This window comes from Acidiluteibacter ferrifornacis, from assembly GCF_009909615.1.
GTDB classification, from domain to species: Bacteria; Bacteroidota; Bacteroidia; order Flavobacteriales_E; family Vicingaceae; genus Acidiluteibacter; species Acidiluteibacter ferrifornacis.
The window spans coordinates 291392-311637 of record NZ_WWNE01000005.1 but is presented as its reverse complement, the minus strand read 5'-3'; the positions used below and the strand labels follow the sequence as shown (position 1 = coordinate 311637).

Sequence of the window (20246 nt, the reverse complement as noted above, 5' to 3'; positions counted from 1 at the left end):
ATGAAAGCTGTTGGAACCATTTTATTAATTATTGGACTAGTTGGAACCCTATTATTCGGCTTCCAAGCGATTCAAGATTCAGAAAGCTTTAGCTTCTTAGGCATTGATATAGCAGTGAGCAAAGCTGATTGGACACCACTCATTGTTAGTGGAATCATCTTTTTGATTGGTTTAGTCATGATCATTCGAAAAAAAGGGTAATACTTGTGGGTGTTTCCTTTAACACTTCTCAGTATTCTCCCAACCCATTAATTTTCATACGCTCCCACTCTTTTGTATTGTTTTTTATACTATCTTCGGGTTTCGTAATTCGTTCAATTAAAAGGAGATGATGAATCTTCTTTTTTTTGGATTGAATAATAGATTTAAAGAAATAATTTAAAATAGGAATATGACGCACTTTGTCCGTCATATCAACTTGTTTTGGGCTATTAAAAAACCGTGCAAACAACCATATTCAAATAAATGACTAAGATATTTGCTTTAATAAAGTTTGGAGAAAAGGAACATTTAGAAAGTCTGATGCACAAAGGACAAATGAGATTTGGTGCATTAGATTCCTTTGCTCAATCAATACAAAAAGAACGTGGTGATAAGTTCGAAGGAGCATTTAACATTGTAAATGGACAATTTTCTAAAATAGAATATAACCATCCAGTTTTGGGTAAAGGCTCATTCACACCCGTTCCTAACACAAAAGGAACAATTATTAATTTCACGGACGACCCATTCTTTTGCTTTTCTTCATACGCTTTAACTTCTGATTGTTTCAACAAGACAGACATCCACAAAATAGATGATCGAATGATGGAATTTGGAGAATATGCGTTGGTAATAAAAGAACCTAATATATTCTTAGGCCGAGTGAAAAGCAGTCTAACAGAGCTGAATTATCCATTTGAAGGTAAATTAACATCGTATTTAAATTTTAAGCAAGAAGGTACTGTTGATGCAACTTTATTTACAAAGACACAAGATTTACAACATCAATTTGAACATAGAATTTTAATTAAGACCGAGCGTAAGCAAGAAGAAATTTTTATTGAAATCGGTTCAATAAAAAACATATGCTTTCTTTCACGAACTCACGAAATGCTTCAGACTGAGTTTAAGGGAAAACGAAAATCAATAACAACCACAAACAATTGAAACGACATGAGAAAAATATTACTATCAATTTCAATATTAATGCTAATAGGCTGTTCTAACTCTAACAAAAATCAGGAAGAAGATAGCCAAGTAGAAACTAAACTGAATAGTTCAAAAACAGCAAAGCAACTTGAAAGCGAAAGTTTAAAATCAGGAGTTAAGAGCGACTCGTTGAATCTTGGATTTTACTTCGGGATGACAAAAGAAGACTTTAATAAAAATATATCCAAACTTTTAGATGACAATCAAATTAGTCTGAATGATGATAGTTCTATAGTAAGTTTAATGGGAGCTTCAAATTATAATTTATACACGAATTCGATATACTCATTTGAGAATAAAGAGTTATTCAGGGTGGTAAATCATATTTATCCAGAGAACTCAAAAAAAACGACAGAAAATGAAATAACTATTGAATCTGAACTTTTAACAATGCTTGAAAAAAGTTATGGTGACAATAGATACGATAACGGAAGTCAAGGTTCAAAATACTTTTGGCTTAAAGGGAATAAGCGAGTTGATTACTATGACACTTTAGGACGATATATTGTTGCCTTTTCAGACATGAAAATGGAAAACCAAATATCTGAGAAACTGCTAAGAGAAGAAGAAGAGACATTAAGAAAGGCTCAGGAAGAAGAAAAACAAATTTTCGCAAAATTGAAAGAGAAAGCCGAAAAGGATTGGCCGAATGATTACACGACTCAAGAATATTGGCTCAGTGAACAAAAAGCTGCATACCAATACATGAAAGCAATTCCGGAAGATGGAATCAAAAGGAAAGCTATGAGAGATTGGCCTCTTGATTTTGTTACTCAAAAATATTGGTACAACGAACAAATTGAAGCAAAAGAAAGATTAAATAAATAAAAACAGCCCATAACAATGGCTAAGAAAACATAGGGCAGATAAGGCTTTCAGATAGGTTCGTTCACTTTGCAAACTTCGGTTTCGGTGGACAGTGAATCGCCTCGAAAGCCCTACGTTTCTTAGCCGAGCCGTTATGCAAAACCACAACTACTAATTTAAATAAAAAATAATAGATGAAAGTCCAAGAAATAACAGATAAAGTCAATAAAGTTGCTACTGATTCCGATTATTGGTTTGTAAGAACTGACTACGGCAAACACTTTGAAAATTTTATAGATGGAGGATATATAGCAATTTCGTGGGACTATTTTACTCTTTATGAATTCAAAAATCTTAGTGAAGAAGTAATTAAGAAACGAATTGCAATATCTGAAAAAGTTGATTTGAGTGATTTTTCAGGAAAAATTAAAGTCTCAGGAGCTTATAACAAAGTTCAAACTTTTATTAACCTAAAAAAAGATGATGTAATTGTCATACCAAGTAGAAATTCAGACAGAATTGCTTTTGGAAGGGTTGCAGATGATAAAGCTTATGAGGAGAACTCGGTTTCTACATTCAAAAAACGAAGAAAAGTTGTTTGGGAATCAGTAAAATATATGGACGATTTGAACCCTATTTTTTATCAGGTTAAATCTAACCGTCATGCTATTAGTAGTATAAATCATTATGCACCTCATATTGATAGAGTGATTGGAAACCTTTATAAAAAAGGAGACAATACGCATTATGTTTTAAACATTGAGAAAGAAGAAAATATCAGCTTTGATGAACTAAGACAATTAATGGATAATATAGAAGTCTTAGTTGAGAATATTAATACTGACTTTAAATTTACCGATCCATCTAATGATAAATTTTTTGTAAAAATAAATTTACAATCAAAAGGGGCATTAGAATTAATTAAAGAAGGTAAGAGTCTTGCAGTTTTAGCTTATCTAATATTCTTAACTTCGTGTGGCGGATTAGATGATGAAAAAGACGCAGAAGTTAAAAGTTTTATTAATGATAATAGAACAGTCCTCGATAATACTTCTAAAATTATTGAGAGTTTAAAGATGGATACAACAGCACTAACAAAACCTTTTAAAGATGGAAAATAGCTTCTTAGCAGGCTCAGAAAATCTTTATAAATATCTTGTAACTATGGGATTGCTTCTCATGGTCTTAACTGTGTATTACCCACTGAAGGAAACTCAAGATTTAGAATTAAAGACAACTGAATTAGAGAGTGAAGCGAAAAAGTTGGAGTTTGTCTTCAATCAAAACTACAAGAGTGTACAAGAGCTTGAAAAACGGATTTTAAAAGAAGGTAAGTCAGAAGCAGCCAATTTAATTCTGAAAGAAATAATATCAATTAATAATGAAAATAATATTAAGCAATTAGAATCTGAAAGAATGTCTGATGAAATAGAAATCAGAAAATCTTATATAAAATTTTATAGAACCATATTTTGGATATTTTTCCCAATTGGTTTCATACTTGCCTGTTTTGGTTTTTTCAAATGGAAAAAGTCTAAAAAGAATGATGACAAGATTTCAGAACTCGAATGTGAGAAACTCGAATTAGAAGTAAAAAAACTAAGAGAAGAGTAAAAAAGGCATTGCATAACATGGTGTAAAATCAATTAGGAATCAGTAGGTTACGAAGGTTTCGTTTTCTTTTGAAACTCCACAAAATCAGTTTGCAGATTTCGTAATGATTGATAAATTACAAAACTGCAAAGCAGTTTTTGCTACTTGGTAAACTGAAAATATTACTTTTACTTAGCTCCCAACAAATCTTACATGGGCGTTGTAAAGAATTCCGATCGCTAAATATAAATGAAAATAATAAAGTTGTTGATCAACATTATAAAAAAATGAAAATAACCTATAAGATATTCGCTTTTTTGACATTAATTCAAAGTGGAATTCACATAATTCTAATTTTAAGGCTCTACCCTTTTAATACTGCGAATGGTATCATTTATTGGAAATTTAAAGAACAAGAATTATTGCTTTTGATTTTGACATTAATCCCTGCTTTAATTTTTTCTATTTGGACTTTATTAAAAAAATCAACTTTAGAAATAGATGAAAACTCTCAGTTAGAAAAAGAGAATACGATTCTAGAAAAAAAGATTAAAAAGAAAGAGCTAGAACAAAAATTGCAAGCTTTGGGCAAAGCAGATGAAAAATAAAAGAATAACCTCATTTAAGACAATTCTCCAATCCATCCACATAACCCACTAATTTTCATACGCTCCCACTCTTTTTGTATTGTTTTTTATACTATCTTCGGGTTTCTGTAATTCATTCAATTAAAAGGATATGGTGAATCTTCTTTTTTTTGGATTGAATAATAGATTGAAGAATTAATTTAAAATTATAAAATTATGGAAGTAATCATAGGACTTATAATCATTGTAGCAATAATTTTCATAACCAGACTATTTGGAGCTTGGATGCTAAGAATAGATGAAGTCATAAAATATCAAAAGGAAATCTTGACTGAGTTGAAAAGACATAATTTTCGAAAAACTGATGACTAAATTAATTTGAGAAGCCCAATAGAAAGTTAAAACAGTTCAATGCCCCAATCGTGTTAACCATAGAAATTTGTTGTCGTATAATCACCAAAAAACAAAAAAAGGCGACTCCACCGAGTCGCCTTTCCATTTTATTCTAGTTGGAATCTTATTCCACACTAAAAGTACCTTTTGGCAATTTCGCATTCACTTCCATCGATTCCATTTTCATATCAAATGCTTGTGGTCCGAACGATTGCTTGATTAAATAAGGATACTTCACTCCTTTCACCTCTTTGTAGTCAGAGAAAGCTTTAGTAGCTACAAAAGCCCCTTGAGGAGTTTCTTCAGTAGTTTCTGTTTGCAATAGCAATCCACTTTCTAAGCTATAAAAATTAGTCATCTTATCGCCCAATGGATTCGTGATGTCTACTACATAAACTTCTTTTCCATTTACATTGTCGATTCCTTTTAATTCTAAAGTATAGTTTTCCTTATTGTAGTTCAACTCAGGAAACAACTGTGCTTCTAATGCTAGGCTTGCCAAATCGTCTCCGGTCACTTCTCTTTCACCTTGCATACCTGATTCTTTTCCTTTTACACCATCGTATACTTGCTTCTGAACCACCATTTCGCCCATCTTCATTTCCATCAAGAATTTGTTTGGCGCTTCAGACGTTACATTTACATGGATTGCTCTTCCCATCATTTCAGCACTCATCACCGATTTAATGGTCTTCACTTTCAACAAGTTTTCTTTGCCACCAATCGCACGAATGTAGCTATCTACAACCTTCTGAGCAGTCATTCCAGCAGGCGCAGGCTTCAATGTTTCTACTACTTCATTTCCGTAGGTATCCACAAATCTAATTTGACCTGTTGGGCTCAACTTTTTCACTTTGTCCGCTACTTCATCTTTGTTACCCACTACCAAAATGTATGCATTCATTGGTCGGATATACTTCGCTGCCATCGCTTTAATATCGTCTTGAGATACTTTCGCTACGTTCATCAAGTATTTACTGTAGTAATCAGCAGGTAAGTCGTACAATTCTTTGTTGATTGCAAATCGAGCAACGGTTTGTGGATTTTCCAATCCAATCGCAAAGTTACCAGTGATGTAGTTTTTGATGCCTTGCAACTCTTCAGCAGTAACGCCTTCTTGCATCTTCATCATTTCCTTCATCGTTTCTACCAATGCACTATCCGTTACATCGTTTCTCACTTTTGCAGTCGCATCAAAATAACCGATGTACTCGTCATCGCTCAATGCACTTCTAGCGCCATACGTATAAGAATTGGCTTCTCTCAAGTTCAAATTCAATCGTGAAGTAAATCCACCACCGAATAATGTATTCATCACAGAAGCAGGAATTTTATCGGCATCGGCTGGTTTTAAATCTACAGGGTAGTTGACACTAATCACCGATTGAACAGCTCCAGGCTTGTTTACAAATACGATTTCTGTTGCTTCAGGAGCAGTTGGCGTAGGATACGTAAAAGTAGGTATCACTCCTTTTTCCCACGATTTAAAAGCTGCAGTAATCAATTTCTTCGTTTTCTTGAAGTTGACATCTCCAACAATTGCCATGTAAGCAATGTTTGGTTTAAAATAAGTGTTGTAATAATTTTGAGCGTCAGCCAATTCAATGTTTTCAATGGTCGATTCGGTGTTTAACTCACCATAAGGGTGGTCGCTACCGTACATCAATACTTTTCTTACATTTCTTGCAATTGCATCCGGATCATCTTTTTCTGAAGCCAATCCTGAGATGTATTGCTTCTTCAATTTGTCCAATTCTTCTTGCGTAAAGTTGGCATTCATAGCTACATCGGCAACCATTTCAATCAATTTTGGCTCATACTTGCTCAATCCTGAGGCGTATAACGCGCTTGAAGAAGTATTGAAGTTGGCGCCAATAAAGTCAACTGCTTTATTAAATTCTTCTTTGGTCATACTCTTCGTTCCAGTAGACAATAAGTCACCAGCTATGTCGGTATAGCCTTTCTTATCGCCTTCTGTAAAAGGTTGAATATCGAAATTCAGTGAAATAGTAACCCTTGGTAATTTATGGTTTTCCACCACAAACACTTTCAGTCCGTTGTCTAAGGTAAACGATTGGGTTTCTCCAATCTTAATTTCTGGTGCAGGACCAGCTTGTGGACGCTTACTTCTATCCAACTCTTGTGCAAAAACAGGCACAGTCATCAAAGCGATCAGCGTTAATATGCTAAATTTTTTCATGTGTATCTTTTTATAATTCTTTGATTACTATCGAATTTTATTTTTGTTGTGCTTTAGGCAAATAGTACAATACCACTCTATTTTCAGGAGTGAAATACTTATTAGCCACTCGTTGAATATCTTCCCGCGTAACTTTCATATAACGGTCAATTTCAGTATTTACCAGGTTAGCATCACCAAAGTAAACATGGTAATTGGCCAAGTTTTCTGCTAATCCAGCTACTCTACCGTTTGCAGATACAAAGTCAGAGGCCGTTTGATTTTTCAATTTGGTCAACTCTTCTTCGGTAATCAATTCTTTTCTTACTTTCTCTACTTCCGCATTAATCGATTTTTCCAATTGCTCAGGAGCTACGCCCATGTTGGCAATACCGAACATCAAAGCCAAACCTGGATCTTCAGAAGGAATCATAAATGAACCAACAAAAACTGCTTCTTCTTTCTCATCCTTTACATTTTTCTGCAATCTACTACTCTCTCCTTGAGACAATAAAGTAGACAACATACTTGCTGCGTAATAATCTGGAGTTCCTTGTGCAGGAATATGGTATCCTTGCACTACTGCAGGCAATTGTATATTATCATAAACGGTATCTCTAACCTCTGCCGTTTTAATTGGCTCAACGATCGTAGGTCTTGGAATTTCTTTTGTTCCTTTTGGGATGGTAGAAAAATACTTATCGATTAACTTCTTCGTTTCTTCCACATTAATGTCACCTGCTATAGAAAGGGTGGCATTATTAGGCACATAAAAAGTGGCGTAGAAGTCTAAAAATTCTTCCATTTTCGCTTGATTGATATATTCTGGCGATCCACCTGGCGTCCATCTATAAGGATGCTCAACGAAAGCATGTGCATAAACTTCATTCAAAATACTACCGTAAGGAGTATTCTCATTTCGCTGCTTCAACTCTTCTTTTACAACCCCTCTTTGAGTTTCTACTCCTTCTTGATCAATTTTGGCGTGTAGCATTCTTTCAGATTCCAACCATAGTCCCAACTCTAATTGATTAGATGGTAAAATCTCGTAGTAAAAAGTACGATCGAATGAGGTATTGGCATTCAACGAGCCCCCATTATTTTGAACTAACTTAAAATATTCACCTCTCTCAATGTTCTCTGAACCTTCGAAGAGCAAATGCTCAAAAAAGTGTGCAAAACCAGTACGTTGTGGATCCTCATTTTTAGATCCCACATGATACAAAACGGTTACCGCTACGATTGGTGTTGAATGATCTTCTTGTAGAATAACATGCAAACCATTTGGCAAGTCATATTCTACAAACTCAATTTTGCTTTCTTTACCTTTTGCAAAACCGCCATATGACAGTCCTAAGGCCATTGCTGCAATGAAAACTTTCTTCATTATTTCTCTTTTAGAATTTCAAGCGAATTTAATGAATTCATTGTGCTTTGAGCAACTCTATACAGTAATGGTCAAATAAATCTTTAAAAGGATGCTATGGTTGGTATGAATGGTTAGATGGTGAAAATATCAATAAACGGTCTCTGTCAAAATTCGATTATCATAGTAAACACGCTCTTTTTCTTTTTCACCGGACTTTTTATACCAAGTGGAAGTTCCATACAACTCATCTAGCAAATACTGCTGCTCTTTCTTCTTTTCTCCAGTTGAATAATAAGTAGTTACTCGCCCATTTTTATTGCCCATTTCGTAGAGCACCTCTTTGATAAGGTTTCCATCTATATCGTAATAAAGGCCTTTACCATCAACTAAGTCGCTTTTAAAATGAATGGTTTTTTCTTTATTTCCATTGGAGTGATAAGAAGTCATTTCTCCTTCTCTTAATCCATTTTTCAATTCATATTCAAAGGATTTTTTCCCATTCTTAAAGAAAGCCAATATTTTGCCAGATTCATTTTTCAAAGGAATAGCGGGGAGCAATTGTCCTTCTGAGTCTAGGTAACTGTATGAAATTAACGTCCCTTCATAGTAGTTCAATTGAAGTTGTAGTTCTCCAGCATTGTCGTATAAAAAAGTAGAACCGTGAAGTTTGCCCTCCAAATAGTGCTCTTCGTAATTTTTTTCACAATTCTTATGATAATCCACCCATGCGCCAACCTTCACTCCTGACTGAAATTTACCGACTGTTTCTAAATTGCCATTTTCGAAAAACCATTTCCATTCTCCATCCCTCTCGTTTAGAACATACTTACCTCCTGACATTAAGTTGCCACTTTCGTAAAAATATTGCCACTCTCCTACTTTATTACCATATTGATAATGGCCCTTAGTTTCCAAATGATCGAGACCATCATACCATTCAAAATCTCCATGAAGCTCACCGTGCTGATACGCTACTTTAGCACTTAGATTTCCGTTCAAATGCCGCAACTTAAAATCAGCAGTTCCATTTTTCAAAACAATGTAATCCAAAATATTAGAAGTCGTATCATAGCTAAAATACTCTTCTAATACACCATTGTCATAACAGTATTTATCCGAAATCTTCCCTTTTTCGTTGTAGAAAACATCACATCCATTGAGCTGTCCTCCGCTGTAGTAACTTTTTCTACTTAAAGTGCCATTCGGATAGTACATCTCATTGGGTCCGCCGATAACATCATTCTGATAAAATCCTTGTTCCTTCAGCTGCCCATCGATGTAGTAAGTAGAAAAGTAGCCCTCTCTTAAACCTTCTTTATATTTTCCTCTATTTTCAACTTCTCCATTTTTATAATAGTTGATATCCTCTTCTACTATTAAATCATTCTTAAATTCTTCTTCGGAAGCTAGTTCACCATTGGGGTAATAGAACTTCCATTTCCCTACTCTTTTCCCAGATTTAAAATTTCCTTCAGAGGCTTTTGTTTCATTAAAATGGTAGCTAACTGTTTTTAGAGTTCCTTTTTTAGATCTGGCTTTTGACTTTACCTCTCCATTATTATGATAGTTGACGTAACCAATAAAATCTCCGTTTTTATATTCATTTTCAGATCGTTTATTGCCATTCCTATCATATTTCGTCAGAATAGCGTTCAATTTACCGTTTTCATCTAAAGTCCCTTCTTCTTCAATTTTACCGTCGGAGTAATAGTTCCGATAAACTCCCACTTGATTTCCTTCTTTGTAGGTTCGCTCTGCAGATTTTTGACCGTTTTTAAAGAAATACACAAACTTTCCATTCTCAAGATCATCTTTATACACCCCTTCTGAATGCAAGGTACTGTCCAAATAAAAAGATTGAAAGATTCCATTCCTTTGGTCGTCTTTCATTTCAATGGTTTCATCGATTTCCCCAGAGATGTAATACTTTTTCACAGTCCCATTGATTTCATCATCCGTGTATGGAATTTCATATTGCAAAGGGCCGTGCTCAAAATAGAGTTTTGTCAAACCTTCTTTCTTTCCCTTCTTAAAATGAGTTGTTTCTACTAAAGTACCAAATTGGCTGTAAGCCTGATAAACTCCGTCCAGAGTATCTAGGTGATAATTCATTTTTCGTTTCAAATTTCCATTGGAGTGAAACAATAGATATTCACCATCTGCCTTTCCATCAATATAGTTTCCTTCTTCAATTTTATTGCCCAAATTATCTTTCCAAACCCAGACTCCTTCTCGTTCTCCATTTTGATTATACAAACCATAAGCATTCAACTGACCATTATTGAAGTAAAACTCCCAATAACCAATTCTTTTATCTTGTTTATCATTAATATTACCTATGGCAGACAACCCATTTTCATTGTTCAACCAATGTCTAACTGCTTGCTTTTTTCCATTCCACTCCATTTCTTGAATCAACAGTAAATCCAACTCTTTTTTACCCCAAGTTTTAAAGGACTCTGTATTCTCTTTATTTGCTTTATTGCTAATTTTAGGATCGCTGTAATTGGCCATTACGTAGTTGGAATAGGCTTCAAAATGTCCTTCAGGTATAATCCGGCCAAAAAAGTTGAAATAATAGGTATACCAGAAATTCTTATTCTCCTTGTCTACTTTGACAGATGAAAGCAATTGGGTGATTTTCTGTAATAATTTATTGTCAATCTTTTCATTGATTAATTTCTTTTTATCGCTAGACAATTCTTCTTTTAGTTTTGCTTCTAATAGCTGTATGGTTTCTTCAGGCGCTCCTGTCTCCAACGAAATGGTAGTCTCCGGCTTTTTACCTATTGCAATATTTTCAGCTAAATCCAAGGATAACTGACTCAACTGAGTATAGGAATTGATAGTTGCCGCTTGAGTTAAACACAACAACCCTTCAATTGGCCGTTCGGCTTTTTCCAATAAGGTTCCCATTTTGTAATGTGCAAATGCATAAAACGGACTGATTTTAACCGCTTGTTTGTAATCATCAAATGCAGCTTGATAAGCCTTTTGTTTTTCATACACTAATCCTCTTCCATAAAAGAGCATGGTGCTATATGGAAATCGCTTAAGCCCTTCTGTATAAACATTTACTGCCTCTGACAATTGCCCCATTTCTCTAAGAGCAACTCCTTTATTATTGATAAAGCGTTGATCATAGGGTGTTTTCCCTAAATCCATAGCTGAAGCAATAACATCTAATGACTCTGTATACTTACCATCGCTATTATAGCTCAAAGATAGTTCGTACTGCGCCATTAAATAATTCGTATCACCTTCAGATACTGTTTTATACTGTTCAATAGCAGCACCAAAACTGCCAATATTGTGATAGAGTACACCAACTTGTATGGCTGAGCCACTGGGGGTGTATTTTAGTTTTTCTTGTGCAAAATTGAAACCCGGAATCAGAAATAGGGAAACGATGCAGAGGTTTTTTAGATTCATTTTTTGTAGTTAGTTAGAAAGTTACCTCCGTGATATAGAGACTCTATAAAAATACAAAATGAATTTATAAAGAAGGATAATTGTTAGGAAGAACTAAGTTAAAACTAAAAAATAAAACTTTAGGAGTATGGTTCACAAGGAGTTTTAAGGTTGATCTGTAAGGTAAATAGTGTGTAATTGTCGTCTAATCGCTCAAAATAGTGATTCAGATTGCTTTTCGTTCTTTTCCTAAAATTTATAAGCCCTTGACCCGTTTTCACCATTCCAGTCGCATCAGTATTATTTTTTAAAAAATAAAAATCTAGTTCGCTATCATTTAGAGAATTAATGGTTATCAACTCATTGCGTAAGGTTTTCTCCTCACAGTTTTTTATTAGGTTAGCCGAGGTAAAAAGCAATTCACTTTTGTCGTGGTTTTCACTCATCATAAAAACACCAGGTCCTCCCCCTACTTTTTCAATTACTGCAGCATAATGAATGATATTCATTAGCATTTCATACATTAAAGAAAGTATGGTTTGACTACGAGTATCAGAAGTACTTACCCTCGACTTTTTAACGGACTCGATTATATCTCCTACATTTTCTAATGTAAATACCCCTCTTAATGTTAAGACAATACGCTCCTTTAATAATTTATCATGCAATGCGGATAAACCATCAAAATGTAGGCTCACTGCTTTTTGATGATCTTCCTCAGGTTCATCATTTAATTGACTATCCAAGCAAATCTTCAAATAGAAAAACTGATTTTCGGAGTCTACTGATTTGAAATTGTAATACAACTTACTTTCAGATTTGCGTGCCATATCGACCAACCCAATTCCTGCCCCGCCTTTTTCAGAAAAACTCCCGTTATTTAATAATTCTACATAGTAATTGCGAAGTTCTTCTTTGTTCATGCCATTTAATTTGTCTAGCATAGAGACCAACTTAATTACATCCTTGTTACCAACCTGATTACCAGTAGTGATGTAGTATCGATTATTGATCTTTTTCAAACAAAAGATTCCTATTTTTTCTACATCACTTTCAGCATTTGATTGATGACGAGTAATATTTTGAAGTCCTTCTACCATGATGTTGTATGCCTTCTTTCGAATTTTATGCGACTCTCCATTAAATTCTAGCTGTCGTTCTACAAGAACCAAAATATGATCTATGACTTCGTCTGAAAAGTAGCCACGATAGATGTATTCCATGTCCACATCTGGTGAATTCAGTAAATGAATTTTTGCAAAATCTACTTTATGGAGGTCTAAAGGCTTCAATTATCAAGGTTATAGAGACTAAAGTAATAAAATTATTCTATCAGCGCTCCATTTTTCAAAACAACTTTCAAACAAAATAACCTATGTGAGTTATTTTTCTATAGACGAACTAGCAAAAATTATAGATTAATCTTAGGCAACAAAAAAACGTACACGGTCGATAGCAATTGCAATCATTCCCAAAACAAGTAATACCCAGAACTCAAAAAAACGGAAAAGTAAAGTGGACGCTGCTGCCTCTGAAGCCGTATAACCATATTTCATTAAGATAAATGTCATCGACACTTCTATCGCTCCCATTCCTCTCAAAAATGGACTTGCTAAGAGCAATATTATCATAGCAATATAGGCCAAAATACAGGCTACAATATCCGGTTGCACACCGATAGCTTCTAAAGAAATATACATGTGTATCACTCCAATTATTTCAATCATTATGCTCGCCAATAAGGCCCACAGTAAAGGTTTTAGCATGAATTTCTCCTCCACTATCCGATTGATACTTTGTTCCAGCTTGGGACTCTTATTGACCAAATAGTTGTACAACCACTTTTGTTTCCAAACGGAATAAAATAAAAGAATTAGAACTATCAAAAATAAAATCAGGACGACCATTCCGATTAATAAGGTATAATCCAAATGGCCAACAAAATACATGATTCCAATAAATGGTATCCCCACTATAACTACCGAGATTAATCCAATAGTGGCATAAAGGTAGGAGGCCAAATAGATTTGCTCTGCAGTTAATCCCTTATTTTTTAACCCCTTATTGAAAAAACTTAAAGAAGTAAACCCTCCTGCTGGCAATAGTACACTGATTACATTTCGCTTAAGAAATAAATCTATCAGTTCCCAATAGGTCACTTCTTTTTCAATTGCCCTAAAACTGAAAAAATATAAAGCAGCGTGAGACCCAATGAGAATTGCAGTAAAAATCAACCCAATGGAGACCATTCCTTTATCTGCATGTGCTAAAAGATCAACAATCCTTTCCAATTCAAATTGTTGCTGTTGAACAAAATATACTGCTAATCCCAACAGCGTAATAGCCAACACCAACTGAAAAACCACTTTCCATCCTTTCATCGGTTGCAAATTAAGTGAAATCGAACTAAATGATATTCGATTTTAAACTTTTTAAACAAATGACAGTCTATGCGTCAATGATTAAATCAATAATTTCGCAGCATGAATTATAAATCCCTGCTTCTACAAGCACTTATACTACTGAGTTTTTGTACCATTGCTCAAGACCGACCAAATTCGGAACAGCAGTTTGAGTTGACCGCAAAAATAATAGATGGAGCAACGAATACTCCACTTCCTTATGCTACAATTTCTGTGTTTAGAATGAAAGACTCTACCTTGGTGGATGGCGGAATCACCAACGAATCAGGAATCATTAAACTACCTTTAAAAAGAGGAGTCTACCGTGTAGATATTTCTTTTATTTCATACAAACCGAAAAGCATCAGCAATGTAAATCTGCTTAAAGGAGATGTTAATTTGGGGTCCATTACGTTGGATCAAGATGTCAAAACGCTTAGCGAAGTAAATGTAGTGGCTGAAAAAAGCCAAATGGAGTTTAAGCTGGATAAAAAAGTTTTTAATGTAGGTTCAGACCCAACGATGAAAGGTGCCAATGCCTCTGACTTATTAGACAACGTGCCATCCGTAGAAGTTGATGTTGAAGGAAATGTGAGTTTAAGAGGTAGTCAAAATGTTCGAATTTTAATCAATGGGAAACCTTCTGGTCTTGTAGGAACAAGTACCACTGCTGCCCTGCGTCAGTTACAAGGAAGTATGATTGAACGAATAGAAGTCATTACCAACCCTTCATCAAAATATGATGCTGAAGGAGAAGCTGGAATTATAAATATTATCCTAAAGGAAGAAAAAAAATCAGGAATCAATGGCTCTGTGGAATTGAGAGCAGGTTATCCGGAAAACTATGGCGTTAGTTTAAACTTAAACATGCGTCGAAAAAAGTACAACGCCTTTATCAATTACGGGACTGGGTATTCCAATTTTAATCGAGTGGGAAAATCAGAACAAAACTTTTATTTAGCAGATACTAGTTATAGCACTGATTTGGATAGAAACTATGAAAACTCAGGCATTTCTCATAACATAATGTTAGGGACAGACATATTCTTAAATGACAAAAACACCCTTACCCTCTCCGGACTGTATCGAATATCAGATGAAGACAATATCGGTGAAATTACCTATATGGATTACGACCAAGAAGGAAACCTGATTAATGAAAGTATTCGTAAAAGTAAAGAGCGTGAAGATGATGTTAACAAAGAGTTTTCGCTTTCCTACAAAAAGACTTTTGATAAAAAAGGGAAAGAATTAACGGCAGATTTTAAATACAATGATGGCGGTGAAACAGAACAGTCAGACATTTTAGAATATGCCACAAAAGGAGTAGACATTGAACAGCCTCCTCTAAGCCAATTCTCAGATAATTCAGAAAACGAAATCAATTATTTGTTTCAAACGGATTATGTGCTTCCATTAAACAATGGAATGAAAATCGAAACCGGAGCAAAAGCCAATTTACGAACCATTGACACCGACTATAAGGTAGAAGAAATCGACAATAATGGCAGCTTAAACACCTTAGATGAGTTTACCAACATATTTAACTATCAAGAGGATGTCTATGCAGCTTACGGTATTTTTAGTAAGCAATATGAAAAACTATCTTACCAAGTCGGTCTTAGAATGGAGCATTCTGAAATTAGAACTGAACTCAAAACTACCAACCAGATCAATAATAAAAGCTACACTGACCTTTTTCCATCTGCTGCCTTTACCTATAAACTCAAAAATGAAAATTCATTGCAATGGAGCTATAGCCGCAGAATAAGTCGACCTAGATTTAGATCATTGAACCCATTTTTTACTTTTTCAGATGCTAGAAACATTCGTACTGGGAATCCTGACTTAAATCCTGAATACACCAATAGTTTCGAAGTGGGCTATCTAAAATACTGGAAAAAAGCTTCATTCTATGTCGGTACGTATTATAAACATTCTACAGATGTCACCGACAGAATTAGTTTCGCAAATGATACTGGAGTAACCTTCACTCTACCTGTAAACCTATCTACTAGAGATGATTATGGTGTTGAAACAAATTTTTCCAAAGATCTTACTTCTAAATTAAAAGTAAATGGTTCTGTAAATGTATTTCTATCTGATCAAAAAGGTTTCTACAGTGGGACCGATTACGGCGTATATGCTTTCAATTGGAATGCTCGAATGAGTGCGAAGTATAGTTTGGACAAACAGACAGACATCCAATTGAATGGAATGTATAGAGCTCCAAATAAAAGTGCTCAAGGTAGAGTTAAATCTATGACAGTAATCAATTTAGCAGTAAGTAGAGATGTGTTAAAAAATAAGGGCACAATCACTTTTAGTGTTCAAGACGTATTAAATACTAGAAAATGGAGATCCTATACAGAGACAGAGAACTTCACTTCAGAATCTGAATTTCAATGGCGCCCAAGACAATTTATTGCTACATTTAGTTATCGATTTAACCAAGCTAAACAGCGGCAAAAACCATCCAATTACGATGGCGGTGGTGATGAAGGAGGTTTTTAATGGATACTGATTCTATAAAATTTAATGGTCATGAAAAAATACTACTTATTCAGTCTAATCAGCTTCGCTCTATATAGTTGTACTCATTCAAACCAAGAGGAATTTACACTTGATAGCAAAGATTTAACAAGTACAATTCATCGGATTAATGAACAATCAGAAGAATGTAATCTCCCCAACCAAAGAGGATGTGCGCAGTTGGAGGCTAGTTACCCCACTATTGCCCTAGGTGGAGAAAAACCAAACCAATCGCTATTGAAGTCATTAAACGATAGCATTTATGCCCTTTTTGTCCAACCGTTTATTGATTTTATTCCCGAAGAAAGTATTAAAAAAAATGCCACTATCCCCCAATTAAAAGCTGCTTTTTTTAAAAAGCATACCATTGACCAAAAAAAGAACAAAGAAAGAATAGGCTACCAACTAATAAATGACGTCACTGCTCCTTTTATTTCTGACGTATTCGCAAGCATCCAACAAAAACAAATGACTTACGCAGGTGGAGCTCATCCTGATACTGAAATTTTATACTTTACCCTTGATTTGAAGACTGGCAAGACATTGCATCCCTACAGTTGGATGAAAGATACCAATGCCGTTAAAGAGCAACTATTGAAAGTGCTGAAAAAGCAGGTCAACATGGACGAAACCATGGATTTAGAAGACTATGGATTCTTTATATCAGACCGTGAATTTTTATTGACCTCCAATATTTTAATCGAAGAGGACTCAGTATCTTTTGCCTACAATAGCTACGAACTCGCTCCTTACTCTTTTGGAATTTTTGATTTAAAACTACCTAAAAGCGCTGTGCAGTTCAATCATTAATAATGACATCGCTCTAAGAAATCTTGAAGAATTAAAGTCGCACTTAACTTATCAATATTCCCTTTAATTTGACGTTGCTTTTTCTTCATCCCCCCTTCTATCATTGCTTTCACCGCCAGTTTAGAAGTAAACCGTTCATCCTGACGTTCTATTTTTAAATGTGGGTATTCATGCTTTAATTTTCGAATCAACTTCTGAATGCGAGGTTCTATTTCAGACAATTCGTTATTTAGACGCAATGGTAATCCAAGCACTACTATGTCCACCTCTTCTTTCGCCAAATATTTCACTATAAAGTCCCATAAGTCAGCATTATCAACCGTTGTTAATGCACTTGCTATCATCTTTAAGGTATCTGTAACAGCAATACCTACTCGTTTGGCTCCGTAATCAATCGCGATAATTCTTCCCAATGCTATAGTTTTGAAGATCGTAAATTTTGACAACAAAGGTAGTCTTTATCTGTTTCTTCTCTATCTCAACCTGATTTTTTAAGTAAGTTTGTACCCATAATTTAAGAAGCGATTTCCATGAAATTAAATGCAATTGAAGAAGCAATAGAAGACATCAAAAAAGGTAAAGTTATTATCGTTGTTGATGATGAAGATAGAGAGAATGAAGGAGATTTTATTGCTGCTGCTGAAGCCGTTACTCCAGAAATGATCAATTTTATGGCGACTCATGGTAGAGGTTTAATTTGTGCACCATTAGTAGAAAGCCGATGCGACGAATTGGGACTAGACTTGATGGTTACCAATAATACGGTTTTACACCACACCCAGTTTACTGTCTCCGTTGATTTAATTGGACATGGGTGTACCACTGGTATTTCTGTGCATGATCGAGCTAAAACCATAAATGCATTAACGGATCCAGCCACTAAACCTGAAGATCTAGGTCGACCTGGGCATATCTTTCCATTAAGAGCAAAGCCAGGTGGAGTTTTAAGAAGAGCAGGTCATACCGAAGCATCTATCGATTTAGCAAGAATGGCAGGGTTTTCTCCAGCTGGTATTTTAGTTGAAATTTTGAATGAAGATGGAAGCATGGCACGATTGCCACAACTAAAAGAAATTGCCAAAAAATTTGATTTAAAATTGATTTCTATCAAAGACTTAATTGCTTATAGAATTCAACACGAAACGCTAATTGAAAGACAAGTACAAGTAAAAATGCCCACCGAACACGGAAATTTTGACTTGATCCACTATAAGCAATTGACCAATGGTCAAGAACATTTGGCATTAATCAAAGGTACGTGGGAAAAAGACGAACCAGTATTGGTTCGAGTGCATTCTTCCTGTATCACAGGAGATATCTTTGGCTCCTGCCGTTGTGATTGTGGGCCACAACTTCAAAAATCAATGGAGATGATTGAAAAGGAAGGTAAGGGTGTAATCGTGTACATGAATCAAGAAGGTCGTGGAATTGGCCTATTGAATAAACTAAAAGCCTATAAATTACAAGAAGAAGGTTTCGACACTGTTGAAGCGAATTTAAAATTAGGCTTTAAAATGGACGAAAGAGATTATGGAATTGGTGCCCAAATCCTTAGAGACCTAGGAGTAGCCAAAATGAAGTTGATGACCAATAATCCTCAAAAAAGAACTGGATTGATTGGATATCAATTAGAAATCGTTGAAAACATTAGCCTTGAGATAGATTCAAATAAACACAACGAGCTTTATCTTAAAACCAAAAAGGAAAAAATGGGACACAAATTGAGTTTAAACAAGAAATAAACCCGATTCATTAATTATTTTGAAGAAGTTTAAATTTCTTGGAGCAATATTCTATTTGTTGAATATATTGGCAGCGGTATCGTTGCTGATTGGATATGCTGCAAGTCATATTTCTCCTTCCTTCGTATTGTTTCCTGCATTTTTTGGTTTAGCGCTTCCTGCATTAATTCTGTTAAACATACTGTTTCTTATTGGCTGGATGGTTGTCGGCAGAATTCGATTTGTACTATCTTTGATTGTATTGATTTTAGGTTATCAAAGTATTCCTAAAATGATTCAGCTCAATAAAATGAAAGAAGCATCTCCTGATGCCTTAAAAATTATGAGCCATAATGTTCGCCTGTTTGATTTATACATGTGGCAGGAAGACAAACATACTCGAAACGATATCTTCCGACTGATTCGTACCGAAAAAGCTGACATTTTGTGTTTGCAAGAATTTTATTTTAGCCAAGATAAAACCTACGAGTTCAAAACGCTAGATAGCTTAATGACCTTCCCCAACATTACCTACAAACACGATGAATATTCCTATGTAAAAGGACCCAACAAATGGGGTATTGCTACTTTTAGCAAGTATCCCATTCTCAACAGAGGCCGTGTAAAGTTTGATGATGGAGAGCATAACATTTGCATTTATACAGATATAAAAACGGAGAAAGAAATAATTCGGGTATACAATATGCATTTAGCTTCTATAAAACTAGAACGAGTAGATTATAAAACCATCAACGATGTTTATGCGAATAGTTTCTCTACCTACTTTGGAAATGAAAAAATGCTGCTGAATAAATTGAAAGAGGCATTTCAACGTAGAGAAACTCAAGTAAATCTCATTAAAGAGAGTATTGCAAAATCTCCCTACAAGGTAATCGTTTGCGGCGACCTAAACGATACTCCTACCTCCTATGCTTATCAAGCACTTGCTAAGGATTTGGAAGACTCCTTTCTAGAAGCAGGAAGAGGTTTTGGACAAACCTATATCGGGAAATTTCCTTCATTTCGAATAGATTATATTCTGCACTCTGAAGGTCTAGTTGCTGAACAATTCTTCACATTGCCTGAAAAACTAAGTGACCACCACCCTATTGTAGCATATATTAATTGGGATAAGGCTAGATCATCAGACAAAGAGTAAATCTATTACCTATTTAAGTGCTGCATTTAATCGAAGACTTAATTGTATAATTTCAAACACACTAACGATTAAATTACTCAAAGCCTTGAACT

Annotated in this window: 18 protein-coding genes; 11 read left to right on the top strand and 7 right to left on the bottom strand. The window is 34.9% G+C overall.

Annotated features, from left to right (window positions below; translation table 11 throughout):
- Positions 1 to 201, top strand: a complete 201-nt coding sequence (locus tag GQN54_RS05695) for a hypothetical protein (protein ID WP_160632552.1) — start codon at positions 1 to 3, stop codon at positions 199 to 201.
- A gap of 28 nt (positions 202 to 229) precedes the next feature.
- On the opposite strand, the gene GQN54_RS05690 is transcribed toward GQN54_RS05695, so the two are convergent.
- The gene (locus tag GQN54_RS05690) at positions 230 to 412 is read right to left on the bottom strand and encodes a hypothetical protein (protein ID WP_160632551.1); all 183 of its coding nucleotides are present in this window, start codon (positions 410 to 412) and stop codon (positions 230 to 232) included.
- A gap of 53 nt (positions 413 to 465) precedes the next feature.
- On the opposite strand from GQN54_RS05690, the gene GQN54_RS05685 reads away from it, so the two are divergent.
- The 6 genes from GQN54_RS05685 to GQN54_RS05660 all read left to right on the top strand — a co-directional run bounded on the left by GQN54_RS05685 (position 466) and on the right by GQN54_RS05660 (position 4550).
- Positions 466 to 1149 (top strand): hypothetical protein, encoded by a 684-nt coding sequence (locus GQN54_RS05685; protein WP_160632550.1) that lies wholly within the window; start codon positions 466 to 468, stop codon positions 1147 to 1149.
- Positions 1150 to 1155: 6 nt separating this feature from the next.
- The gene (locus tag GQN54_RS05680; RefSeq protein WP_160632549.1) at positions 1156 to 2019 is read left to right on the top strand and encodes a hypothetical protein; all 864 of its coding nucleotides are present in this window, start codon (positions 1156 to 1158) and stop codon (positions 2017 to 2019) included.
- A 173-nt stretch (positions 2020 to 2192) separates the two neighbouring features.
- A complete protein-coding gene (locus GQN54_RS05675) occupies positions 2193 to 3119 on the top strand; it encodes a hypothetical protein (RefSeq protein ID WP_160632548.1) in 927 nt (308 codons plus the stop codon).
- Positions 3109 to 3612 carry a hypothetical protein gene (locus GQN54_RS05670; protein ID WP_160632547.1) on the top strand — a complete coding sequence of 168 codons (504 nt, stop codon included), beginning with the start codon at positions 3109 to 3111 and terminating at the stop codon, positions 3610 to 3612. Before GQN54_RS05675 ends, GQN54_RS05670 begins: the two co-directional genes overlap by 11 nt.
- A gap of 107 nt (positions 3613 to 3719) precedes the next feature.
- A complete protein-coding gene (locus tag GQN54_RS05665) occupies positions 3720 to 4199 on the top strand; it encodes a hypothetical protein (RefSeq protein WP_160632546.1) in 480 nt (159 codons plus the stop codon).
- Positions 4200 to 4394: 195 nt separating this feature from the next.
- Positions 4395 to 4550 (top strand): hypothetical protein, encoded by a 156-nt coding sequence (locus GQN54_RS05660; RefSeq protein ID WP_160632545.1) that lies wholly within the window; start codon positions 4395 to 4397, stop codon positions 4548 to 4550.
- A 145-nt stretch (positions 4551 to 4695) separates the two neighbouring features.
- Here the strand turns inward: GQN54_RS05660 and GQN54_RS05655 are convergent, their stop codons facing one another.
- From GQN54_RS05655 to GQN54_RS05635, 5 genes are all read right to left on the bottom strand, one after another.
- On the bottom strand, positions 4696 to 6771 hold the full coding sequence (locus GQN54_RS05655) for a M16 family metallopeptidase (RefSeq protein ID WP_160632544.1): 2076 nt from the start codon (positions 6769 to 6771) through the stop codon (positions 4696 to 4698).
- Positions 6772 to 6808: 37 nt separating this feature from the next.
- On the bottom strand, positions 6809 to 8137 hold the full coding sequence (locus GQN54_RS05650; protein ID WP_160632543.1) for a M16 family metallopeptidase: 1329 nt from the start codon (positions 8135 to 8137) through the stop codon (positions 6809 to 6811).
- A gap of 129 nt (positions 8138 to 8266) precedes the next feature.
- Positions 8267 to 11551, bottom strand: coding sequence for a tetratricopeptide repeat protein (locus tag GQN54_RS05645; protein WP_160632542.1), 3285 nt, complete (start codon positions 11549 to 11551; stop codon positions 8267 to 8269).
- A gap of 119 nt (positions 11552 to 11670) precedes the next feature.
- Positions 11671 to 12822 carry a SiaB family protein kinase gene (locus GQN54_RS05640; protein WP_160632541.1) on the bottom strand — a complete coding sequence of 384 codons (1152 nt, stop codon included), beginning with the start codon at positions 12820 to 12822 and terminating at the stop codon, positions 11671 to 11673.
- Between the two features lie 132 nt (positions 12823 to 12954).
- Entirely contained in the window at positions 12955 to 13911 is a 957-nt protein-coding gene (locus GQN54_RS05635; RefSeq protein WP_160632540.1) for a lysylphosphatidylglycerol synthase transmembrane domain-containing protein, read from the bottom strand.
- A gap of 102 nt (positions 13912 to 14013) precedes the next feature.
- Between GQN54_RS05635 and GQN54_RS05630 the strand changes: the two genes are divergently transcribed.
- Together GQN54_RS05630 and GQN54_RS05625 are read left to right on the top strand one after the other, a co-directional pair.
- Positions 14014 to 16446, top strand: coding sequence for an outer membrane beta-barrel family protein (locus tag GQN54_RS05630; protein ID WP_160632539.1), 2433 nt, complete (start codon positions 14014 to 14016; stop codon positions 16444 to 16446).
- A 30-nt stretch (positions 16447 to 16476) separates the two neighbouring features.
- Entirely contained in the window at positions 16477 to 17274 is a 798-nt protein-coding gene (locus tag GQN54_RS05625; RefSeq protein WP_160632538.1) for an RsiV family protein, read from the top strand.
- On the opposite strand, the gene ruvX is transcribed toward GQN54_RS05625, so the two are convergent.
- Positions 17271 to 17687, bottom strand: a complete 417-nt coding sequence (gene ruvX, locus GQN54_RS05620) for a Holliday junction resolvase RuvX (RefSeq protein WP_160632537.1) — start codon at positions 17685 to 17687, stop codon at positions 17271 to 17273. The two genes, GQN54_RS05625 and ruvX, sit on opposite strands and share 4 nt — an antisense overlap.
- Positions 17688 to 17804: 117 nt before the next feature.
- On the opposite strand from ruvX, the gene GQN54_RS05615 reads away from it, so the two are divergent.
- On the top strand, positions 17805 to 19016 hold the full coding sequence (locus GQN54_RS05615) for a bifunctional 3,4-dihydroxy-2-butanone-4-phosphate synthase/GTP cyclohydrolase II (RefSeq protein WP_160632536.1): 1212 nt from the start codon (positions 17805 to 17807) through the stop codon (positions 19014 to 19016).
- A 19-nt stretch (positions 19017 to 19035) separates the two neighbouring features.
- A complete protein-coding gene (locus GQN54_RS05610; RefSeq protein WP_160632535.1) occupies positions 19036 to 20154 on the top strand; it encodes an endonuclease/exonuclease/phosphatase family protein in 1119 nt (372 codons plus the stop codon).
- Positions 20155 to 20246 lie beyond the last annotated feature (92 nt).